Genomic DNA, 21,866 nt, shown 5'->3' with positions numbered 1-21,866 from the left:
TGTAGTACAAGGATAGCGTCATCATGAAGTCCCTCTCTTTTCTTTTTTCGTGTGTGCTTACCGTCGCGGCATGTATTCAGCCGAGTTGGGCGAGTAATGGCAGCCATCATCTTGTGTTGAACGACCATATTCCTGATGTGTACACAGTGAAAACTGGGGATACCTTGTGGGATATCTCTAACCACTTTTTAGCGACCCCTTGGCTATGGCCTAAGTTATGGCAGGCGAATCCGAATATTGAAAATCCGCACCTTATTTATCCTGGCGATAAGTTGTATTTAGTTTGGGTTGATGGCCAACCGCGGCTGCAGCGTAAGCCATCAAAAGTGATTAAGTTGTCACCGACAATTAAAGTCACACGTTCACCGATCACGACACTTCAGTCTTCTTTAGTGTTGCCATATTTAACCGAGCACCGCTTGTTATCCGATGAGGCGCTTGCGACAGCCCCACGTGTCATCGGTAGTGATGATCAACGTAAGCAACTCTCTACTGGTGATAGGGTGTGGGCGGATACTTTATTGCCCATTGGTGAGGCGTGGTGGGTATACCGTCCGATAGACACGTATAGCCGCAAAGGCAGCAAGCGTGTCACGGTTTTAAAAGAAGTGGCGAAATTAAGCGTATTATCTCAGCAAGGCGAGACCAGCACTCTGGCTTTGCAATCCTACCGCCAAGAAATCAATTTAAATGATGTGTTGTTACCAGCTCCTGTGCAGGGAGCGAGTGCGGATTTACATTTTTCACCAGCCAACCCTCCGGCAGATATTGACGCCCAAATCATGGGGGCTGTTGATGGACAATCGTATATAGCCACGTCGGATGTGGTCGTGCTGGATAAAGGTCACTTAGATGCGCTACAAGCCGGTCATGTTTTGCAGCTTTATCATCCAGCGACAGAGGTTGCAGGTAAGAAAGGCAGCTATGACTACAAACGCTCGCCGTATTCAGGGACGCAATTTCAACTTGCTCCTAGAGGGATTGGTGAAGTCATGGTGATCCGTGCTTATGAGGCCTTTAGCTTGGCGGTTGTTTTACGTAGTACTGAACCTTTCAGTGCGGGTGTGTCGGCGCGATCTCCTCAGCTGACACCATGAGTCAGTTGGAAGACTGGCTTGCACTCACCGCTATTCCTCAAGTGGGCGGTGTGAAGGTGAGTCGTTTATTACAGCATGGTACGCCAACGCAGTTACGTGCTATGTCGACTGACCAATTAATGTCACTTGGCTTATCACGTTCGCAGATAGCCCTATTTCGTGTACCCCACCAGGCTCGTATTGATCGTTGCCTGATGTGGGCAGAGCAAAACGACAATACCATTCTGACCTTAGATTCCCCCTACTACCCGACGCTATTGAAGCAAATTGCGGCAGCTCCGCCTGTTTTGTTTGTGTGTGGGCAAGTGGAGTATTTAAGTGCGCCACAACTGGCCATTGTTGGCAGCCGAGCCGCCAGCATTGATGGCCGTGAGTCGGCTTATGATTTTGCTGGCGCTTTAGTGGCAGGTAATTATGTGGTGACCAGTGGATTAGCTTTAGGGGTTGATGGTCAAGCCCATAGCGGAGCCTTAAAGCATGGCGGCGCGACGCTGGCTGTCCTCGGGTCGGGGTTGTCACAGATATACCCTGCTCGTCATCGAGGTTTAGCCGCTAAGATAAAAGAACAAGGTGCGTTAGTGTCTGAGTTCTGGCCTGACGAAAAACCACGCCCGCAAAACTTTCCTCGACGTAATAGAGTGATCAGCGGCTTGTCGGTGGGCGTATTAGTTATAGAAGCAGCAGAAAAGAGTGGTTCACTGATTACTGCGCGTTACGCGCTCGAACAAGGGCGAGAAGTCTTTGCCCTACCCGGTTCGATTCGTCACCCAGAAAGTCGCGGCTGTAACGCATTAATTAAATCGGGTGCTAAATTGGTAGAAACCCCGGTCGATATATTTGAGGAGGTAGGTGCACTGACAGAGTGCGCAATAAATAGTCAATTAAGCCAAACTCTGCCACAGGGTGAAGATCAGCAATTGCCATTTCCAGCCTTGTTGGCTACCGTAGGCAATGAAGCAACACCCGTAGATGTGGTTGCTGAACGTAGTGAACAACCCGTACACGAAGTAATGATGCAATTATTAGAGCTAGAATTACTTGGGTTTGTTACCTCAGTACCCGGTGGCTATATCAAAACGAGGAGGGGCAAGTCATGATGGATATCTTAATGTACCTGTTTGAAACCTATATACACAGCGATGCTGAGCTGTTGGTTGATCAGGAAGAACTATCCGATGAGCTACTTCGAGCGGGCTTTCATCAAGAAGATATTTACAAAGCTCTTTCTTGGTTAGAAAAGCTGGCTGCGCTACAAGAAACTGAACAGCATCCGTACATGAATGTGAGTGCGGTGACGTCGATTCGTATTTACACCCCACAAGAGATGGCACGCCTTGACGTTGCTTGTCGTGGCTTCTTAATTTACCTAGAGCAAATTCATGTGTTGAGTGCCGACACTCGCGAAATGGTGATCGATCGTGTTATGGAACTCGAAACCAATGAATTTATCTTAGATGACCTTCAATGGATTATCTTGATGGTGCTATTCAATGCGCCGGGTAATGAAAGTGCTTACAGCCAGATGGAAGAGCTGTTGTATGGCATGGAAGACGGCTACATTCACTAATTTGTTAACGGCAGCGTAAATCACCATGTCTGGGAAAATTGACCAAGAACTTTTTGCTACTCATGAACATGCATTAGAACACCAAGCGTGTCCTGAGTGCGGCAGTGAATTAACCATGCGCTTTGGTAAGCGTGGGCCTTTTTTAGGTTGTAGCCAATACCCAAGTTGTGAGTTTATTCAGCCGCTTCATCAAAATGATGGCCATGTTGTCAAGCACCTAGGCAAGCCTTGCCCTGAGTGCAGCGATGAGCTGGTATTACGCCAAGGTCGCTATGGTATGTTCATCGGCTGTTTGAATTACCCAACTTGCCATCATATCGAGCCATTAGAGAAAAAAGCAGAAGACACCCATATCGCTTGTCCAAGTTGTGATAAAGGGCATTTGATCGAGCGTAAATCACGTTATGGTAAAATGTTTTTTGCCTGTGACCAGTATCCGACGTGTCGCTTTGCGGTTAATCACAAGCCAGTAAGTGGCTGCTGTCAGTCTTGTGGCTATGGTTTGCTGATTGAGAAAAAGTTAGTGAGTGGGATGAAATTGCAGTGTGCCGATAGAAAGTGCCACGCGTATCAGGATGTCGTTGAATCCGAGCCAAACGAATAAGCTATTCGATAATGTCGATAAAAAGCCAGCATAATGCTGGCTTTTGTAGTTTTAGGGCAAGAAAAATGCCTTAGCGTTTGAGGGCGGGAAAAGCGTCGCTATCCAGTTGCTGGCTGAGCGCGTGCAACTTATTCATCAAGGCGTCAGGCGTGGAGGCACACACATTGATATGTCCCATCTTGCGGCCTGCTCGTTTTTCTTTGCCGTACCAGTGCACATGGCAACCTGCTTCAGCAAGGACGCTTTCTGGTAAGGTGTCTTCGCCTAAAATATTGAGCATCGCTGTTGGGCGGATCAAGGCTGTGCTACCCAAGGGTAAGCCACAGACAGCGCGTAAATGGTTTTCAAATTGACAGGTTTCAGCACCTTGTTGTGTCCAGTGGCCCGAGTTATGAACACGAGGTGCAATTTCATTAACCAGTAGCTCACCATCAAGGTCAAAAAACTCAAGGGCTAGCACGCCGACATAATCAAGGCTATTAGCGACAGCGGTAAACATCTGCTTGGCTTGTGCTTGTAGTGCTGTTTCATCAATTGCCGTTGATAGGCTTAACACTCCATCAGTATGGACATTTTCCGCGAGCGGGTAGACAACAACTGAACCATCTTTACCACGGGCTCCCACGAGTGATACTTCGCGATGAAAAGGGACAAATTCTTCTGCGACAATGGCTTGATTCGGTGTTGCGTCAATGCATTGTGCCATTTCATCCCAAATGGTATCCACTTGAGCGGGATCTTTTAAACGCCATTGCCCTTTTCCATCGTAACCACCAAGCGCACTTTTCAGTACCATCGGCAGTCCGACGTGCTGAATTGCTGCATCGAAGTCGGTACGGTTATTGATAACGTAATATTTTGCATTACGTACTTTTGCATTATCGAGCAGGGCTTTCTCGATACGGCGATCACCACCGGCTTTTATTGCTTCAGTTGTTGGTAGAAACTTACCACTTTGCTCACATTCATCAAGAATCGGATGTGGAATATGCTCAAACTCTGCCGTAATCACATCTGCACGTGCAATGGCTGAGGTTAACCCTTGGCCGATCACCGTTTGTGTGAGTGGGTGCACGATATTTTCGCTAGCGACATCAAACGCAGAAATCTCAACATTTAAGGGGGCACCTGCCAATGACATCATACGTGCGAGCTGACCTGCACCTAAAACCAGTACGTGCATATGATTAGCCCTCAGCTGGATTTGGATTCGCAAGAACGGTTTCAGTTTGTTCACTGCGGAATGCTTCTACTTTTGCCATTACGTCTTCATCGTGTGTGCCAATGATCTGCGCTGCCAAAATACCAGCGTTTGCCGCTCCGGCCTCACCTATGGCTAGGGTACCGACTGCGATACCTTTTGGCATTTGAACGATAGATAAGAGTGAATCCATTCCTTTGAGAGCACGCGACTGCACTGGCACCCCGAGTACGGGTAAGCTCGTAAATGCCGCAGCCATACCTGGTAGGTGAGCGGCACCACCTGCGCCTGCTATGATCACCTTGATACCACGATCTTTGGCACCGTTAGCATAATCAGCAAGTAGTTGAGGAGTACGGTGAGCTGAAACAACTTTCGTTTCATAAGGGACATTGAAGCGATCTAACATTTCAGCAGCATGCTGCATGGTTGGCCAGTCAGATTTTGAACCCATGATAATTCCAACTTTCATTCCGATCTCCTGTTGATAACTTAAAATGTCACTACGAATACGTGTTGGCCGCATTATACGGTGATTTTTAGATAAGGAAAACGTTTGCGTCGGTGATTTTGCCTCATGTAATTCCGTCATGGAGTTGCTTGCCGAGAGTGGGTAAACTAGTAAACAGAAAGTTAAATGATAATCAGCTAAATTATAATGAGGGTGACGTGGAAAATTTTGCGCAAGTGATCACCGCACTGCAACAGGGGGAGGTTATCGCCTACCCGACTGAAGCTGTCTTTGGCGTGGGCTGTGACCCCGACAACGAACAAGCTGTTATGAAATTGCTCGACATTAAGCAGCGACCAATTGAAAAAGGCCTGATCTTAATTGCAGCAGATTATGACCAGCTGTTGCCTTACATTGACGATAGCCAGTTATCACCGGCTCAGCGCCAGCAAATTCAAGCGACGTGGCCGGGACCTGTGACTTGGGTAATGCCAACTAAAGCCAATGTACCTCCTTATTTAACGGGACAATTCTCAACGATTGCGGTGCGAGTGACGGATCATCCTCTGGTTCAGCGATTATGCCGTGAGTTTGGTAAACCTATCACTTCAACGAGCGCGAACTTATCTGGCCAAGAACCAGGGCGTACCGCTGCAGAAGTTGAATTACAACTTGGCCACTGTTTACCCGCGATTTTGCAAGGTGACACTGGCGGCCGTGATAATCCATCTGAAATTCGTGATGCGATCACGGGTAATGTTTTTCGCCAAGGATAATCAACATGCAAACAGTCGATAAAGCTGCGGTTAAAGCCTTTTTACTCGACCTGCAAGATCGAATCTGCTGTGCGATTGAAGCGCAAGATGGTCAAGCAAGCTTTGAACAAGATGAATGGCAACGTGAGCAAGGTGGTGGTGGTCGTAGTCGTGTGATGCGAGGCGGCGCTGTATTTGAGCAAGGTGGTGTGAACTTTTCTCATGTGTTTGGCACTCAAATGCCAGCATCTGCGACAGCACATCGTCCTGAGTTGGCGGGTCGTAGCTTTGAAGCCATGGGAGTATCATTGGTTATCCATCCGAATAACCCTTATGTTCCGACTTCCCATGCTAATGTTCGATTCTTCATTGCTGAGAAAGAAGGTGAGGCGCCAGTATGGTGGTTTGGTGGTGGGTTTGATTTAACGCCATTTTACCCTTTTGAAGAAGATTGCCAGCACTGGCATGACACGGCCAAAGCGTTATGCCAACCCTTTGGCGATAATGTATATGCCGACCATAAAGCATGGTGCGATAAATATTTCTACTTGCCTCACCGCAATGAGACGCGTGGTGTTGGTGGTTTATTTTTCGATGATCTGAATGAGTGGGGTTTTGAAAAGAGCTTTGCTTATATGCAAGCGGTCGGCAATGGCTACATTGATGCGTATCTACCGATTGTTGAAAAGCGTCATACCCTCCCCTTTGGTGAGCGTGAACGCGAGTTTCAGCTTTATCGTCGTGGCCGCTATGTCGAATTTAATTTGGTTTATGATCGTGGCACCTTGTTTGGTTTGCAAAGTGGTGGTCGTACGGAATCAATCTTAATGTCGATGCCGCCATTAGCGCGTTGGGAATATAGCTACCAACCCGAAGCCGATTCAGCAGAAGCGAAACTGTACCAAGACTATTTAAAACCGCGGACGTGGTAAACGAACTGTTTGAGCTTCAATAGATGCAGTGTTAGGGTCGAATTATCGACCCTTATTTATTGGAAGCTTGCCCACATGGATCAGTACGCTGTTTTTGGTAACCCTATAGCTCAAAGTAAATCGCCTTTTATTCATACTTTATTTGCACGCCAAACGGCTCAAGATATGGCTTATCACGCAGAGCAGCCTGAAATTGGTGGTTTCACTGTGGCGGCTGATCACTTTTTTGCACAAGGTGGTCGTGGTTGTAATATCACGGCACCATTCAAAGAAGAAGCGTTCCAGTATGCACAACAGCTAACGGAGCGGGCGCGGTTAGCGGGAGCGGTGAACACACTGAAGAAGCTCGACGATGGTATTATTCTCGGGGACAATACCGATGGTGAAGGCTTAGTTCAGGATTTATTGCAGCATCAAGTCGCTTTACAAGGAAAGCGTATTTTATTGGTTGGTGCGGGTGGGGCTGCGCGTGGGGTTATTCTGCCTTTATTAGCGCAACAACCAGCGGAACTGGTTGTGACAAATCGTACAGAAGCTAAGGCGCAGCAATTAGCTGATCTTTTTTCTTCGTATGGCAATATTTCTTCGCAAGCGATCGATAAACTTCAAGGCTTTACAGTCGACATCATTATCAACTCGACTTCTGCAGGGCTGTCTGGTCAACTGCCACCTTTACCTAAGAGCCTGATTTCAAGTCAAGTGACTTGCTACGATATGGTTTACAGTGCAAAAACGACCACTTTTAACCAATGGGCAAACGAGTTGGGCGCGCTGCGTACACTTGATGGACTTGGCATGTTAGTGGGACAAGCTGCAGAAAGTTTTATGTTATGGCGGGGTTTACGGCCTAGTGCGAAACAGGTACAGCGTGAACTGAGAATCCAACTCCAACAATAGTGATATAGAGAACACCATGAACCAAGATATTTTATTTGCCGACATTCAAACCTGGCATGTTGAGCGCCAAGCGATCAGCTTTCCTGCGCAGCAAGCTGGTGCATTGATTGAGTGCTGGGTATCGCTTAGCTGGTTACAGCAACGAACATCTAATTCATTGGTCAGTGAAGCCGACATTGTTGCTGCTTTTATACATTTACGTTTTGACCTTGAAGAATTAGCAGAAGCGCGCATTGAAGATGAAGACTATGAGCAAGATGGCTCTATCTTTATTGGCTAGCCTCTCGAAGGTATTCATCTTTTAAGCGGACATAATTATCGGCTGATACTTTTAAGAAGGTGCGTTCTTTCTCTGTTAAAGATCGTGCCTTTTTTATTGGACTACCTATATATAGATAACCACTTTCTAAGACCTTACTAGGCGGCACTAAACTACCTGCACCGATAATGATGTCATCGTGAATAATCGCTCCATCTAAAATAATGGCTCCCATCCCGACTAAGACTCGATTTCCTATGTGGCAACCATGCAGCATGGCTTTATGCCCGACAGTAACATCATTGCCAATAATTAGAGGGTGACCTTTGGGGTTATCATCAGTAGCACGGCTAACATGAAGTACAGAACCATCTTGTATATTAGAGCGATCACCAATAACAATATGATTAACATCACCACGAGCGGCAACCAAAGGCCAAATGCTGGATTCATTGCCAAGTGTAATCTCACCGATCATCACGGCAGAAGTATCTATATAGGTATGAAGGCCTAATTTTGGCGCTTTTCCTTTAAAGGTACGCGTAGAGTCTGACATAGAAGTAGCCTGTTTTGATGATAAGAGTGAAAAGAATAGCGCTGAAGTCGTGTGATTTATATCTAAAATAAGGCTTATTGTTCGATAGTTGAGCGCTTAAACATAAATGTCATAATTATCTTAAAAACCCCCTTGCCAATGTGATCGAAGTCTCTATAATACGACCTCACTGACACGGAGCAAGGCGCTTAGCCAGCAACGATAAGTCAGTTTGTTCTTTAACAATTTGACCATGCAATCTGTGTGGGCACTCGTGAAATGAATAGTCAAAAAAGATTATATCAATGAACTGAGTGACCAATACAAATAACAAGTTTACTTATTATTTGGCACAGTCAATTCGAATATCATGACTAGCTTCTAGTTATCGATGTTCAATCAGTATTCATTGAGCCGGTCGCAAGACCAACAAAACTTTAATTGAAGAGTTTGATCATGGCTCAGATTGAACGCTGGCGGCAGGCCTAACACATGCAAGTCGAGCGGTAACAGGAAGTAGCTTGCTACTTCGCTGACGAGCGGCGGACGGGTGAGTAATGCCTGGGAATATGCCTTGATGTGGGGGATAACTATTGGAAACGATAGCTAATACCGCATAATGCCTACGGGCCAAAGAGGGGGATCTTCGGACCTCTCGCGTCAAGATTAGCCCAGGTGGGATTAGCTAGTTGGTGGGGTAAAGGCTCACCAAGGCGACGATCCCTAGCTGGTCTGAGAGGATGATCAGCCACACTGGAACTGAGACACGGTCCAGACTCCTACGGGAGGCAGCAGTGGGGAATATTGCACAATGGGGGAAACCCTGATGCAGCCATGCCGCGTGTATGAAGAAGGCCTTCGGGTTGTAAAGTACTTTCAGCAGTGAGGAAGGTGGTAGTGTTAATAGCGCTATCATTTGACGTTAGCTGCAGAAGAAGCACCGGCTAACTCCGTGCCAGCAGCCGCGGTAATACGGAGGGTGCGAGCGTTAATCGGAATTACTGGGCGTAAAGCGCATGCAGGCGGTCTGTTAAGCAAGATGTGAAAGCCCGGGGCTCAACCTCGGAACAGCATTTTGAACTGGCAGACTAGAGTCTTGTAGAGGGGGGTAGAATTTCAGGTGTAGCGGTGAAATGCGTAGAGATCTGAAGGAATACCGGTGGCGAAGGCGGCCCCCTGGACAAAGACTGACGCTCAGATGCGAAAGCGTGGGGAGCAAACAGGATTAGATACCCTGGTAGTCCACGCCGTAAACGATGTCTACTTGGAGGTTGGTGTCTTGAACACTGGCTTTCGGAGCTAACGCGTTAAGTAGACCGCCTGGGGAGTACGGTCGCAAGATTAAAACTCAAATGAATTGACGGGGGCCCGCACAAGCGGTGGAGCATGTGGTTTAATTCGATGCAACGCGAAGAACCTTACCTACTCTTGACATCCAGAGAATTCGCTAGAGATAGCTTAGTGCCTTCGGGAACTCTGAGACAGGTGCTGCATGGCTGTCGTCAGCTCGTGTTGTGAAATGTTGGGTTAAGTCCCGCAACGAGCGCAACCCTTATCCTTGTTTGCCAGCACATAATGGTGGGAACTCCAGGGAGACTGCCGGTGATAAACCGGAGGAAGGTGGGGACGACGTCAAGTCATCATGGCCCTTACGAGTAGGGCTACACACGTGCTACAATGGCGTATACAGAGGGCTGCCAACCAGCGATGGTGAGCGAATCCCAGAAAGTACGTCGTAGTCCGGATTGGAGTCTGCAACTCGACTCCATGAAGTCGGAATCGCTAGTAATCGTGGATCAGAATGCCACGGTGAATACGTTCCCGGGCCTTGTACACACCGCCCGTCACACCATGGGAGTGGGCTGCACCAGAAGTAGATAGCTTAACCTTCGGGAGGGCGTTTACCACGGTGTGGTTCATGACTGGGGTGAAGTCGTAACAAGGTAGCCCTAGGGGAACCTGGGGCTGGATCACCTCCTTAACGATAGACTGCTTGTTTGATGCAGTGTCCACACAGATTGCTTGGTAAAATAGTTTTAGAAATAGCGAAAGCGCTAATGAATAACGTCAGTTATTGATTAACGCTTTTTGCGTTATGCTCTTTAACAATCTGGAAAGCTGACTAGTAAATTGAATCGTTAGATTCAATTACAATAGTTTTTATCTTAATGATAAAAACGAGTTCTCAAAACAACACACATTCAAGTGTCTTGTGTATGAGTCCGGCGAAAAACCAATTTGTATCCTTATCAGATACACAACCTTGGTTGTTTGAACATACAGACCCCTTGGGGTTGTATGGTTAAGTGACTAAGCGTACACGGTGGATGCCTTGGCAGTCAGAGGCGATGAAGGACGTATTAACTTGCGATAAGCCCAGTTTAGATAGTAAAAATCACTTGAGACTGGGATTTCCGAATGGGGAAACCCAACTGCATAAGCAGTTATCGTTACGTGAATACATAGCGTAACGAGGCGAACCGGGGGAACTGAAACATCTAAGTACCCCGAGGAAGAGAAATCAACCGAGATTCCGACAGTAGCGGCGAGCGAAATCGGATTAGCCCTTAAGCTAGTCTTGCGTTAGGTGAACAAGCTGGAAAGCTTGGCGATACAGGGTGATAGCCCCGTAACCGACAACGCATTACGAGTGAAAACGAGTAGGACGGGACACGTGATATCCTGTTTGAACATGGGGGGACCATCCTCCAAGGCTAAATACTCCTGACTGACCGATAGTGAACCAGTACCGTGAGGGAAAGGCGAAAAGAACCCCTGTGAGGGGAGTGAAATAGAACCTGAAACCGTGTACGTACAAGCAGTAGGAGCCCACTTGTTGGGTGACTGCGTACCTTTTGTATAATGGGTCAGCGACTTAATTTTAGTAGCAAGGTTAACCGTTTAGGGGAGCCGTAGGGAAACCGAGTCTTAACTGGGCGTCATAGTTGCTAGGATTAGACCCGAAACCAGGTGATCTAGCCATGGGCAGGTTGAAGGTGAGGTAACACTTACTGGAGGACCGAACCGACTAATGTTGAAAAATTAGCGGATGACTTGTGGCTAGGGGTGAAAGGCCAATCAAACCTGGAGATAGCTGGTTCTCCCCGAAAGCTATTTAGGTAGCGCCTCGGACGAATACTACTGGGGGTAGAGCACTGTTAAGGCTAGGGGGTCATCCCGACTTACCAACCCTTTGCAAACTCCGAATACCAGTAAGTACTATCCGGGAGACACACGGCGGGTGCTAACGTCCGTCGTGGAGAGGGAAACAACCCAGACCGCCAGCTAAGGTCCCAAAGTTATAGCTAAGTGGGAAACGATGTGGGAAGGCTCAGACAGCCAGGATGTTGGCTTAGAAGCAGCCATCATTTAAAGAAAGCGTAATAGCTCACTGGTCGAGTCGGCCTGCGCGGAAGATTTAACGGGGCTAAGCTATACACCGAAGCTGCGGCAATATGACTTGTCATATTGGGTAGGGGAGCGTTCTGTAAGCCGTTGAAGGTGGTCTGTAAGGGCTGCTGGAGGTATCAGAAGTGCGAATGCTGACATGAGTAACGATAAAGGGAGTGAAAAACTCCCTCGCCGGAAGATCAAGGGTTCCTGTCCAACGTTAATCGGGGCAGGGTAAGTCGACCCCTAAGGCGAGGCCGAAAGGCGTAGTCGATGGGAAACAGGTTAATATTCCTGTACTGCTTATAACTGCGATGGGGGGACGGAGAAGGCTAGGTGGGCTTGGCGACGGTCGTCCAAGTTCAAGGGTGTAGGCTGATAGTTTAGGCAAATCCGGACTATCTTAAGGCTGAGACCTGATGTCGAGTCACTACGGTGATGAAGTCATTGATGCCATGCTTCCGGGAAAAGCCTCTAAGCGATAGGTTATACGTAATCGTACTCCAAACCGACACAGGTGATCAGGTAGAGAATACCAAGGCGCTTGAGAGAACTCGGGTGAAGGAACTAGGCAAAATGGTACCGTAACTTCGGGAGAAGGTACGCTCCTCACGGTGATGAGACTTGCTCTCTAAGCTGTAGGGAGTCGCAGATACCAGGTGGCTGCAACTGTTTATTAAAAACACAGCACTGTGCAAAATCGAAAGATGACGTATACGGTGTGACGCCTGCCCGGTGCCGGAAGGTTAATTGATGGGGTTAGACTTCGGTCGAAGCTCTTGATCGAAGCCCCGGTAAACGGCGGCCGTAACTATAACGGTCCTAAGGTAGCGAAATTCCTTGTCGGGTAAGTTCCGACCTGCACGAATGGCGTAATGATGGCCACGCTGTCTCCACCCGAGACTCAGTGAAATTGAAATCGCAGTGAAGATGCTGTGTACCCGCGGCTAGACGGAAAGACCCCGTGAACCTTTACTACAGCTTGGCACTGAACATTGACCCTACATGTGTAGGATAGGTGGGAGCCTTTGAAACCTCGTCGCTAGATGGGGTGGAGGCAATCTTGAAATACCACCCTTGTATGCTTGATGTTCTAACGTCGCCCCCTTATCGGGGGTGCGGACAGTGCCTGGTGGGTAGTTTGACTGGGGCGGTCTCCTCCCAAAGAGTAACGGAGGAGCACGAAGGTGGGCTAATCACGGTCGGACATCGTGAGGTTAGTGCAATGGCATAAGCCCGCTTGACTGCGAGAATGACAATTCGAGCAGGTGCGAAAGCAGGTCATAGTGATCCGGTGGTTCTGAATGGAAGGGCCATCGCTCAACGGATAAAAGGTACTCCGGGGATAACAGGCTGATACCGCCCAAGAGTTCATATCGACGGCGGTGTTTGGCACCTCGATGTCGGCTCATCACATCCTGGGGCTGAAGTCGGTCCCAAGGGTATGGCTGTTCGCCATTTAAAGTGGTACGCGAGCTGGGTTTAGAACGTCGTGAGACAGTTCGGTCCCTATCTGCCGTGGGCGTTAGATGATTGAGAGGGGCTGCTCCTAGTACGAGAGGACCGGAGTGGACGAACCGCTGGTGTTCGGGTTGTGATGCCAATCGCATTGCCCGGTAGCTACGTTCGGAATCGATAAGCGCTGAAAGCATCTAAGCGCGAAGCGAGCCTCAAGATGAGTCATCTCTAGACCTTTAAGGTCTCTAAAGGGTTGTCGAAGACTACGACGTTGATAGGCAGGGTGTGTAAGTGCTGCGAGGCATTGAGCTAACCTGTACTAATTGCCCGTGAGGCTTAACCATACAACACCCAAGGGGTTTTACGGACTCCATAAGCACTTGAATGACATGTTTGAACGAAATTGTAAACACTAGTTAGATTTTCCCAGATTGTATTTATCGCCTGACGGCGGTAAATAACCCGAATTTGCTTGGCGACCATAGCATTATGGACCCACCTGATCCCATGCCGAACTCAGTAGTGAAACGTAATAGCGCCGATGGTAGTGTGGGGTCTCCCCATGTGAGAGTAGGTCATCGCCAGGCTTCAAATTTGAGAGCCCGTTGGCAACAACGGGCTTTTATTTCGCTCTAGCACCACGTGGTGTGAGCGGAGTCAACATAAGGTTTTTGTGTTTTAATCGAATGATTAAAAAGATGAAAATTTTATCTTGACTTAAAAATCAAGAAGCGTATTATACGCGTCCTGACTTGCTGAAGCGTTTAACGCTAAGGCGTTGAAAGTCAACGTTCTTTAACAATTTGACCATGCAATCTGTGTGGGCACTCGTGAAATGAATAGTCAAAAAAGATTATATCAATGAACTGAGTGACCAATACAAATAACAAGTTTACTTATTATTTGGCACAGTCAATTCGAATATCATGACTAGCTTCTAGTTATCGATGTTCAATCAGTATTCATTGAGCCGGTCGCAAGACCAACAAAACTTTAATTGAAGAGTTTGATCATGGCTCAGATTGAACGCTGGCGGCAGGCCTAACACATGCAAGTCGAGCGGTAACAGGAAGTAGCTTGCTACTTCGCTGACGAGCGGCGGACGGGTGAGTAATGCCTGGGAATATGCCTTGATGTGGGGGATAACTATTGGAAACGATAGCTAATACCGCATAATGCCTACGGGCCAAAGAGGGGGATCTTCGGACCTCTCGCGTCAAGATTAGCCCAGGTGGGATTAGCTAGTTGGTGGGGTAAAGGCTCACCAAGGCGACGATCCCTAGCTGGTCTGAGAGGATGATCAGCCACACTGGAACTGAGACACGGTCCAGACTCCTACGGGAGGCAGCAGTGGGGAATATTGCACAATGGGGGAAACCCTGATGCAGCCATGCCGCGTGTATGAAGAAGGCCTTCGGGTTGTAAAGTACTTTCAGCAGTGAGGAAGGTGGTAGTGTTAATAGCGCTATCATTTGACGTTAGCTGCAGAAGAAGCACCGGCTAACTCCGTGCCAGCAGCCGCGGTAATACGGAGGGTGCGAGCGTTAATCGGAATTACTGGGCGTAAAGCGCATGCAGGCGGTCTGTTAAGCAAGATGTGAAAGCCCGGGGCTCAACCTCGGAACAGCATTTTGAACTGGCAGACTAGAGTCTTGTAGAGGGGGGTAGAATTTCAGGTGTAGCGGTGAAATGCGTAGAGATCTGAAGGAATACCGGTGGCGAAGGCGGCCCCCTGGACAAAGACTGACGCTCAGATGCGAAAGCGTGGGGAGCAAACAGGATTAGATACCCTGGTAGTCCACGCCGTAAACGATGTCTACTTGGAGGTTGGTGTCTTGAACACTGGCTTTCGGAGCTAACGCGTTAAGTAGACCGCCTGGGGAGTACGGTCGCAAGATTAAAACTCAAATGAATTGACGGGGGCCCGCACAAGCGGTGGAGCATGTGGTTTAATTCGATGCAACGCGAAGAACCTTACCTACTCTTGACATCCAGAGAATTCGCTAGAGATAGCTTAGTGCCTTCGGGAACTCTGAGACAGGTGCTGCATGGCTGTCGTCAGCTCGTGTTGTGAAATGTTGGGTTAAGTCCCGCAACGAGCGCAACCCTTATCCTTGTTTGCCAGCACATAATGGTGGGAACTCCAGGGAGACTGCCGGTGATAAACCGGAGGAAGGTGGGGACGACGTCAAGTCATCATGGCCCTTACGAGTAGGGCTACACACGTGCTACAATGGCGTATACAGAGGGCTGCCAACCAGCGATGGTGAGCGAATCCCAGAAAGTACGTCGTAGTCCGGATTGGAGTCTGCAACTCGACTCCATGAAGTCGGAATCGCTAGTAATCGTGGATCAGAATGCCACGGTGAATACGTTCCCGGGCCTTGTACACACCGCCCGTCACACCATGGGAGTGGGCTGCACCAGAAGTAGATAGCTTAACCTTCGGGAGGGCGTTTACCACGGTGTGGTTCATGACTGGGGTGAAGTCGTAACAAGGTAGCCCTAGGGGAACCTGGGGCTGGATCACCTCCTTAACGATAGACTGCTTGTTTAATGCAGTGTCCACACAGATTGCTTGGTCGAAATGTCAGAGAGCACCATGTTGCCCAACAACATGGTAGAAATACTTAGTCCCATTCGTCTAGAGGCCTAGGACACCGCCCTTTCACGGCGGTAACAGGGGTTCGACTCCCCTATGGGACGCCACGGGTCGTTAGCTCAGTTGGTAGAGCAGTTGACTTTTAATCAATTGGTCGCAGGTTCGAATCCTGCACGACCCACCATTCTTTCTCACGAAGGAATTCAAACTATCGTGGGCGATTAGCTCAGTTGGGAGAGCACCTCCCTTACAAGGAGGGGGTCACTGGTTCGAGCCCGGTATCGCCCACCACTCTCTAACTGTTTTCTGCGTCATGCAGATTCAATGAAGGTTTCCTTTGTTGAGTCCGCTTTTTTGCCGCCGAAAATCATTAGAAAGTGGTTCTTTAGATAGAAACACATGCTCTTTAACAATCTGGAAAGCTGACTAGTACATTCAATCGAATGATTGAATGACAATAGTATTTTCGAAAGAAAATACGAGTTCTCAAAACAACACACATTCAAGTGTCTTGTGTATGAGTCCGGCGAAAAACCAATTTGTATCCTTATCAGATACACAACCTTGGTTGTTTGAACATACAGACCCCTTGGGGTTGTATGGTTAAGTGACTAAGCGTACACGGTGGATGCCTTGGCAGTCAGAGGCGATGAAGGACGTATTAACTTGCGATAAGCCCAGTTTAGATAGTAAAAATCACTTGAGACTGGGATTTCCGAATGGGGAAACCCAACTGCATAAGCAGTTATCGTTACGTGAATACATAGCGTAACGAGGCGAACCGGGGGAACTGAAACATCTAAGTACCCCGAGGAAGAGAAATCAACCGAGATTCCGATAGTAGCGGCGAGCGAAATCGGATTAGCCCTTAAGCTAGTCTTGCGTTAGGTGAACAAGCTGGAAAGCTTGGCGACACAGGGTGATAGCCCCGTAACCGACAACGCATTATTAGTGAAAACGAGTAGGACGGGACACGTGATATCCTGTTTGAACATGGGGGGACCATCCTCCAAGGCTAAATACTCCTGACTGACCGATAGTGAACCAGTACCGTGAGGGAAAGGCGAAAAGAACCCCTGTGAGGGGAGTGAAATAGAACCTGAAACCGTGTACGTACAAGCAGTAGGAGCCCACTTGTTGGGTGACTGCGTACCTTTTGTATAATGGGTCAGCGACTTAATTTTAGTAGCAAGGTTAACCGTTTAGGGGAGCCGTAGGGAAACCGAGTCTTAACTGGGCGTCATAGTTGCTAGGATTAGACCCGAAACCAGGTGATCTAGCCATGGGCAGGTTGAAGGTGAGGTAACACTTACTGGAGGACCGAACCGACTAATGTTGAAAAATTAGCGGATGACTTGTGGCTAGGGGTGAAAGGCCAATCAAACCTGGAGATAGCTGGTTCTCCCCGAAAGCTATTTAGGTAGCGCCTCGGACGAATACTACTGGGGGTAGAGCACTGTTAAGGCTAGGGGGTCATCCCGACTTACCAACCCTTTGCAAACTCCGAATACCAGTAAGTACTATCCGGGAGACACACGGCGGGTGCTAACGTCCGTCGTGGAGAGGGAAACAACCCAGACCGCCAGCTAAGGTCCCAAAGTTATAGCTAAGTGGGAAACGATGTGGGAAGGCTCAGACAGCCAGGATGTTGGCTTAGAAGCAGCCATCATTTAAAGAAAGCGTAATAGCTCACTGGTCGAGTCGGCCTGCGCGGAAGATTTAACGGGGCTAAGCTATACACCGAAGCTGCGGCAATATGACTTGTCATATTGGGTAGGGGAGCGTTCTGTAAGCCGTTGAAGGTGGTCTGTAAGGGCTGCTGGAGGTATCAGAAGTGCGAATGCTGACATGAGTAACGATAAAGGGAGTGAAAAACTCCCTCGCCGGAAGATCAAGGGTTCCTGTCCAACGTTAATCGGGGCAGGGTAAGTCGACCCCTAAGGCGAGGCCGAAAGGCGTAGTCGATGGGAAACAGGTTAATATTCCTGTACTGCTTATAACTGCGATGGGGGGACGGAGAAGGCTAGGTGGGCTTGGCGACGGTCGTCCAAGTTCAAGGGTGTAGGCTGATAGTTTAGGCAAATCCGGACTATCTTAAGGCTGAGACCTGATGTCGAGTCACTACGGTGATGAAGTCATTGATGCCATGCTTCCGGGAAAAGCCTCTAAGCGATAGGTTATACGTAATCGTACTCCAAACCGACACAGGTGATCAGGTAGAGAATACCAAGGCGCTTGAGAGAACTCGGGTGAAGGAACTAGGCAAAATGGTACCGTAACTTCGGGAGAAGGTACGCTCCTCACGGTGATGAGACTTGCTCTCTAAGCTGTAGGGAGTCGCAGATACCAGGTGGCTGCAACTGTTTATTAAAAACACAGCACTGTGCAAAATCGAAAGATGACGTATACGGTGTGACGCCTGCCCGGTGCCGGAAGGTTAATTGATGGGGTTAGACTTCGGTCGAAGCTCTTGATCGAAGCCCCGGTAAACGGCGGCCGTAACTATAACGGTCCTAAGGTAGCGAAATTCCTTGTCGGGTAAGTTCCGACCTGCACGAATGGCGTAATGATGGCCACGCTGTCTCCACCCGAGACTCAGTGAAATTGAAATCGCAGTGAAGATGCTGTGTACCCGCGGCTAGACGGAAAGACCCCGTGAACCTTTACTACAGCTTGGCACTGAACATTGACCCTACATGTGTAGGATAGGTGGGAGCCTTTGAAACCTCGTCGCTAGATGGGGTGGAGGCAATCTTGAAATACCACCCTTGTATGCTTGATGTTCTAACGTCGCCCCCTTATCGGGGGTGCGGACAGTGCCTGGTGGGTAGTTTGACTGGGGCGGTCTCCTCCCAAAGAGTAACGGAGGAGCACGAAGGTGGGCTAATCACGGTCGGACATCGTGAGGTTAGTGCAATGGCATAAGCCCGCTTGACTGCGAGAATGACAATTCGAGCAGGTGCGAAAGCAGGTCATAGTGATCCGGTGGTTCTGAATGGAAGGGCCATCGCTCAACGGATAAAAGGTACTCCGGGGATAACAGGCTGATACCGCCCAAGAGTTCATATCGACGGCGGTGTTTGGCACCTCGATGTCGGCTCATCACATCCTGGGGCTGAAGTCGGTCCCAAGGGTATGGCTGTTCGCCATTTAAAGTGGTACGCGAGCTGGGTTTAGAACGTCGTGAGACAGTTCGGTCCCTATCTGCCGTGGGCGTTAGATGATTGAGAGGGGCTGCTCCTAGTACGAGAGGACCGGAGTGGACGAACCGCTGGTGTTCGGGTTGTGATGCCAATCGCATTGCCCGGTAGCTACGTTCGGAATCGATAAGCGCTGAAAGCATCTAAGCGCGAAGCGAGCCTCAAGATGAGTCATCTCTAGACCTTTAAGGTCTCTAAAGGGTTGTCGAAGACTACGACGTTGATAGGCAGGGTGTGTAAGTGCTGCGAGGCATTGAGCTAACCTGTACTAATTGCCCGTGAGGCTTAACCATACAACACCCAAGGGGTTTTACGGACTCCATGAGCACTTGAATGACGTGTTTGAACGAAATTGTAAACACTAGTTAGATTTTCCCAGATTGTATTTATCGCCTGATGGCGGTAAATAACCCGAATTTGCTTGGCGACCATAGCATTATGGACCCACCTGATCCCATGCCGAACTCAGTAGTGAAACGTAATAGCGCCGATGGTAGTGTGGGGTCTCCCCATGTGAGAGTAGGTCATCGCCAGGCTTCAAATTTGAGAGCCCGTTGGCAACAACGGGCTTTTATTTCGCTCTAGCACCACGTGGTGTGAGCGGAGTCAACATAAGGTTTTTGTGTTTTAATCGAATGATTAAAAAGATGAAAATTTTATCTTGACTTAAAAATCAAGAAGCGTATTATACGCGTCCTGACTTGCTGAAGCGTTTAACGCTAAGGCGTTGAAAGTCAACGTTCTTTAACAATTTGACCATGCAATCTGTGTGGGCACTCGTGAAATGAATAGTCAAAAAAGATTATATCAATGAACTGAGTGACCAATACAAATAACAAGTTTACTTATTATTTGGCACAGTCAATTCGAATATCATGACTAGCTTCTAGTTATCGATGTTCAATCAGTATTCATTGAGCCGGTCGCAAGACCAACAAAACTTTAATTGAAGAGTTTGATCATGGCTCAGATTGAACGCTGGCGGCAGGCCTAACACATGCAAGTCGAGCGGTAACAGGAAGTAGCTTGCTACTTCGCTGACGAGCGGCGGACGGGTGAGTAATGCCTGGGAATATGCCTTGATGTGGGGGATAACTATTGGAAACGATAGCTAATACCGCATAATGCCTACGGGCCAAAGAGGGGGATCTTCGGACCTCTCGCGTCAAGATTAGCCCAGGTGGGATTAGCTAGTTGGTGGGGTAAAGGCTCACCAAGGCGACGATCCCTAGCTGGTCTGAGAGGATGATCAGCCACACTGGAACTGAGACACGGTCCAGACTCCTACGGGAGGCAGCAGTGGGGAATATTGCACAATGGGGGAAACCCTGATGCAGCCATGCCGCGTGTATGAAGAAGGCCTTCGGGTTGTAAAGTACTTTCAGCAGTGAGGAAGGTGGTAGTGTTAATAGCGCTATCATTTGACGTTAGCTGCAGAAGAAGCACCGGCTAACTCCGTGCCAGCAGCCGCGGTAATACGGAGGGTGCGAGCGTTAATCGGAATTACTGGGCGTAAAGCGCATGCAGGCGGTCTGTTAAGCAAGATGTGAAAGCCCGGGGCTCAACCTCGGAACAGCATTTTGAACTGGCAGACTAGAGTCTTGTAGAGGGGGGTAGAATTTCAGGTGTAGCGGTGAAATGCGTAGAGATCTGAAGGAATACCGGTGGCGAAGGCGGCCCCCTGGACAAAGACTGACGCTCAGATGCGAAAGCGTGGGGAGCAAACAGGATTAGATACCCTGGTAGTCCACGCCGTAAACGATGTCTACTTGGAGGTTGGTGTCTTGAACACTGGCTTTCGGAGCTAACGCGTTAAGTAGACCGCCTGGGGAGTACGGTCGCAAGATTAAAACTCAAATGAATTGACGGGGGCCCGCACAAGCGGTGGAGCATGTGGTTTAATTCGATGCAACGCGAAGAACCTTACCTACTCTTGACATCCAGAGAATTCGCTAGAGATAGCTTAGTGCCTTCGGGAACTCTGAGACAGGTGCTGCATGGCTGTCGTCAGCTCGTGTTGTGAAATGTTGGGTTAAGTCCCGCAACGAGCGCAACCCTTATCCTTGTTTGCCAGCACGTAATGGTGGGAACTCCAGGGAGACTGCCGGTGATAAACCGGAGGAAGGTGGGGACGACGTCAAGTCATCATGGCCCTTACGAGTAGGGCTACACACGTGCTACAATGGCGTATACAGAGGGCTGCCAACCAGCGATGGTGAGCGAATCCCAGAAAGTACGTCGTAGTCCGGATTGGAGTCTGCAACTCGACTCCATGAAGTCGGAATCGCTAGTAATCGTGGATCAGAATGCCACGGTGAATACGTTCCCGGGCCTTGTACACACCGCCCGTCACACCATGGGAGTGGGCTGCACCAGAAGTAGATAGCTTAACCTTCGGGAGGGCGTTTACCACGGTGTGGTTCATGACTGGGGTGAAGTCGTAACAAGGTAGCCCTAGGGGAACCTGGGGCTGGATCACCTCCTTAACGATAGACTGCTTGTTTAATGCAGTGTCCACACAGATTGCTTGGTTAAAATGTAAAAGAACGCAAAAAAGACTTGGGTCTGTAGCTCAGGTGGTTAGAGCGCACCCCTGATAAGGGTGAGGTCGGTGGTTCAAGTCCACTCAGACCCACCACTTTTTCTCCCAGAAAAAGTGATGGTACAGTCTTTTTATACCGTTGGGGTTATAGCTCAGCTGGGAGAGCGCCTGCCTTGCACGCAGGAGGTCTGCGGTTCGATCCCGCATAGCTCCACCACTTTCTAAAAACATTCGTTTGAGTGTGTTTAGAAAGTGGATGTCTTCGGACTAACACATGTTCTTTAACAATCTGGAAAGCTGACTAGTACATTCAATCGAATGATTGAATGACAATAGTATTTTCGAAAGAAAATACGAGTTCTCAAAACAACACACA

11 protein-coding genes, 5 tRNA genes and 7 rRNA genes are annotated in these 21,866 nt (G+C 48.7%); 20 read left to right on the top strand and 3 right to left on the bottom strand.

Going from position 1 to position 21,866, the window contains the following annotated elements; genetic code table 11:
* Positions 1–23: 23 nt before the first annotated feature.
* The 4 genes from OCU77_RS17110 to OCU77_RS17095 are packed head-to-tail and all read left to right on the top strand — an operon-like array spanning position 24 to position 3,268.
* Positions 24–1,097 (top strand): LysM peptidoglycan-binding domain-containing protein, encoded by a 1,074-nt coding sequence (locus OCU77_RS17110; RefSeq protein ID WP_053111871.1) that lies wholly within the window; start codon positions 24–26, stop codon positions 1,095–1,097.
* The gene (gene dprA / locus OCU77_RS17105; protein ID WP_048900106.1) at positions 1,094–2,194 is read left to right on the top strand and encodes a DNA-processing protein DprA; all 1,101 of its coding nucleotides are present in this window, start codon (positions 1,094–1,096) and stop codon (positions 2,192–2,194) included. Before OCU77_RS17110 ends, dprA begins: the two co-directional genes overlap by 4 nt.
* Entirely contained in the window at positions 2,191–2,664 is a 474-nt protein-coding gene (locus OCU77_RS17100) for a DUF494 family protein (protein ID WP_048900107.1), read from the top strand. The genes dprA and OCU77_RS17100 overlap by 4 nt, the downstream gene beginning before the upstream one ends.
* Before the next feature lie 25 nt (positions 2,665–2,689).
* Entirely contained in the window at positions 2,690–3,268 is a 579-nt protein-coding gene (locus tag OCU77_RS17095) for a DNA topoisomerase family protein (protein WP_048900108.1), read from the top strand.
* 70 nt (positions 3,269–3,338) lie between these two features.
* Here the strand turns inward: OCU77_RS17095 and OCU77_RS17090 are convergent, their stop codons facing one another.
* Both OCU77_RS17090 and purE read right to left on the bottom strand, forming a co-directional pair.
* Positions 3,339–4,451, bottom strand: coding sequence for a 5-(carboxyamino)imidazole ribonucleotide synthase (locus tag OCU77_RS17090; protein ID WP_048900109.1), 1,113 nt, complete (start codon positions 4,449–4,451; stop codon positions 3,339–3,341).
* Between the two features lie 4 nt (positions 4,452–4,455).
* The gene (gene purE / locus OCU77_RS17085; RefSeq protein ID WP_048900110.1) at positions 4,456–4,941 is read right to left on the bottom strand and encodes a 5-(carboxyamino)imidazole ribonucleotide mutase; all 486 of its coding nucleotides are present in this window, start codon (positions 4,939–4,941) and stop codon (positions 4,456–4,458) included.
* A gap of 197 nt (positions 4,942–5,138) precedes the next feature.
* Here purE and tsaC point away from each other — a divergent pair, with 197 nt between their 5' ends.
* The 4 genes from tsaC (at position 5,139) to OCU77_RS17065 (ending at position 7,784) form a co-directional block, all read left to right on the top strand.
* A complete protein-coding gene (gene tsaC / locus OCU77_RS17080) occupies positions 5,139–5,696 on the top strand; it encodes an L-threonylcarbamoyladenylate synthase type 1 TsaC (protein WP_048900122.1) in 558 nt (185 codons plus the stop codon).
* 5 nt (positions 5,697–5,701) lie between these two features.
* Positions 5,702–6,607 (top strand): oxygen-dependent coproporphyrinogen oxidase, encoded by a 906-nt coding sequence (hemF, locus tag OCU77_RS17075; protein WP_048900111.1) that lies wholly within the window; start codon positions 5,702–5,704, stop codon positions 6,605–6,607.
* Between the two features lie 75 nt (positions 6,608–6,682).
* Positions 6,683–7,504: a shikimate dehydrogenase gene (gene aroE, locus OCU77_RS17070; RefSeq protein WP_107303109.1), complete on the top strand. Its 822-nt coding sequence runs from the start codon at positions 6,683–6,685 to the stop codon at positions 7,502–7,504.
* A gap of 16 nt (positions 7,505–7,520) precedes the next feature.
* Entirely contained in the window at positions 7,521–7,784 is a 264-nt protein-coding gene (locus OCU77_RS17065) for a DUF1488 family protein (RefSeq protein ID WP_048900112.1), read from the top strand.
* Here the strand turns inward: OCU77_RS17065 and OCU77_RS17060 are convergent.
* Positions 7,774–8,319: a gamma carbonic anhydrase family protein gene (locus OCU77_RS17060; protein ID WP_048900113.1), complete on the bottom strand. Its 546-nt coding sequence runs from the start codon at positions 8,317–8,319 to the stop codon at positions 7,774–7,776. The genes OCU77_RS17065 and OCU77_RS17060 overlap by 11 nt on opposite strands.
* A gap of 417 nt (positions 8,320–8,736) precedes the next feature.
* On the opposite strand from OCU77_RS17060, the gene OCU77_RS17055 reads away from it, so the two are divergent.
* The 12 genes from OCU77_RS17055 to OCU77_RS17000 all read left to right on the top strand — a co-directional run bounded on the left by OCU77_RS17055 (position 8,737) and on the right by OCU77_RS17000 (position 21,707).
* Positions 8,737–10,279 (top strand): 16S ribosomal RNA (locus OCU77_RS17055).
* Between the two features lie 319 nt (positions 10,280–10,598).
* Positions 10,599–13,490 (top strand): 23S ribosomal RNA (locus OCU77_RS17050).
* A gap of 127 nt (positions 13,491–13,617) precedes the next feature.
* Positions 13,618–13,733, top strand: a 5S ribosomal RNA gene (rrf, locus tag OCU77_RS17045).
* Between the two features lie 407 nt (positions 13,734–14,140).
* Positions 14,141–15,683: ribosomal RNA gene (locus OCU77_RS17040) — 16S ribosomal RNA — on the top strand.
* A 96-nt stretch (positions 15,684–15,779) separates the two neighbouring features.
* Positions 15,780–15,855 (top strand) — tRNA-Glu (locus OCU77_RS17035).
* A 1-nt stretch (position 15,856) separates the two neighbouring features.
* A tRNA-Lys gene (locus OCU77_RS17030) sits at positions 15,857–15,932 on the top strand.
* 31 nt (positions 15,933–15,963) lie between these two features.
* Positions 15,964–16,039 (top strand) — tRNA-Val (locus OCU77_RS17025).
* Between the two features lie 310 nt (positions 16,040–16,349).
* Positions 16,350–19,241, top strand: a 23S ribosomal RNA gene (locus OCU77_RS17020).
* A gap of 127 nt (positions 19,242–19,368) precedes the next feature.
* Positions 19,369–19,484, top strand: a 5S ribosomal RNA gene (gene rrf, locus OCU77_RS17015).
* 407 nt (positions 19,485–19,891) lie between these two features.
* Positions 19,892–21,434, top strand: a 16S ribosomal RNA gene (locus tag OCU77_RS17010).
* Together the 16S, 23S and 5S rRNA genes with 5 tRNA genes alongside form the textbook arrangement of a ribosomal RNA operon.
* A gap of 75 nt (positions 21,435–21,509) precedes the next feature.
* Positions 21,510–21,586 (top strand) — tRNA-Ile (locus OCU77_RS17005).
* Between the two features lie 45 nt (positions 21,587–21,631).
* Positions 21,632–21,707, top strand: a tRNA-Ala gene (locus tag OCU77_RS17000).
* The last annotated feature ends 159 nt before the right edge of the window (positions 21,708–21,866 follow it).

Source organism: Photobacterium swingsii (genome assembly GCF_024346715.1).
GTDB lineage: Bacteria > Pseudomonadota > Gammaproteobacteria > Enterobacterales > Vibrionaceae > Photobacterium > Photobacterium swingsii.
The sequence above is the reverse complement of the archived record's forward strand: the minus strand, read 5'-3'. Positions and strand labels throughout refer to the sequence as shown.

Coding starts and splice junctions, on each gene's coding strand:
- OCU77_RS17110 (WP_053111871.1), top strand. CDS start 24: ATGAAGTCCCTCTCTTTTCTTTTTTCGTGTGTGCTTACCGTCGCGGCA.
- dprA (WP_048900106.1), top strand. CDS start 1,094: ATGAGTCAGTTGGAAGACTGGCTTGCACTCACCGCTATTCCTCAAGTG.
- OCU77_RS17100 (WP_048900107.1), top strand. CDS start 2,191: ATGATGGATATCTTAATGTACCTGTTTGAAACCTATATACACAGCGAT.
- OCU77_RS17095 (WP_048900108.1), top strand. CDS start 2,690: ATGTCTGGGAAAATTGACCAAGAACTTTTTGCTACTCATGAACATGCA.
- OCU77_RS17090 (WP_048900109.1), bottom strand. CDS start 4,451: ATGCACGTACTGGTTTTAGGTGCAGGTCAGCTCGCACGTATGATGTCA.
- purE (WP_048900110.1), bottom strand. CDS start 4,941: ATGAAAGTTGGAATTATCATGGGTTCAAAATCTGACTGGCCAACCATG.
- hemF (WP_048900111.1), top strand. CDS start 5,702: ATGCAAACAGTCGATAAAGCTGCGGTTAAAGCCTTTTTACTCGACCTG.
- aroE (WP_107303109.1), top strand. CDS start 6,683: ATGGATCAGTACGCTGTTTTTGGTAACCCTATAGCTCAAAGTAAATCG.
- OCU77_RS17065 (WP_048900112.1), top strand. CDS start 7,521: ATGAACCAAGATATTTTATTTGCCGACATTCAAACCTGGCATGTTGAG.
- OCU77_RS17060 (WP_048900113.1), bottom strand. CDS start 8,319: ATGTCAGACTCTACGCGTACCTTTAAAGGAAAAGCGCCAAAATTAGGC.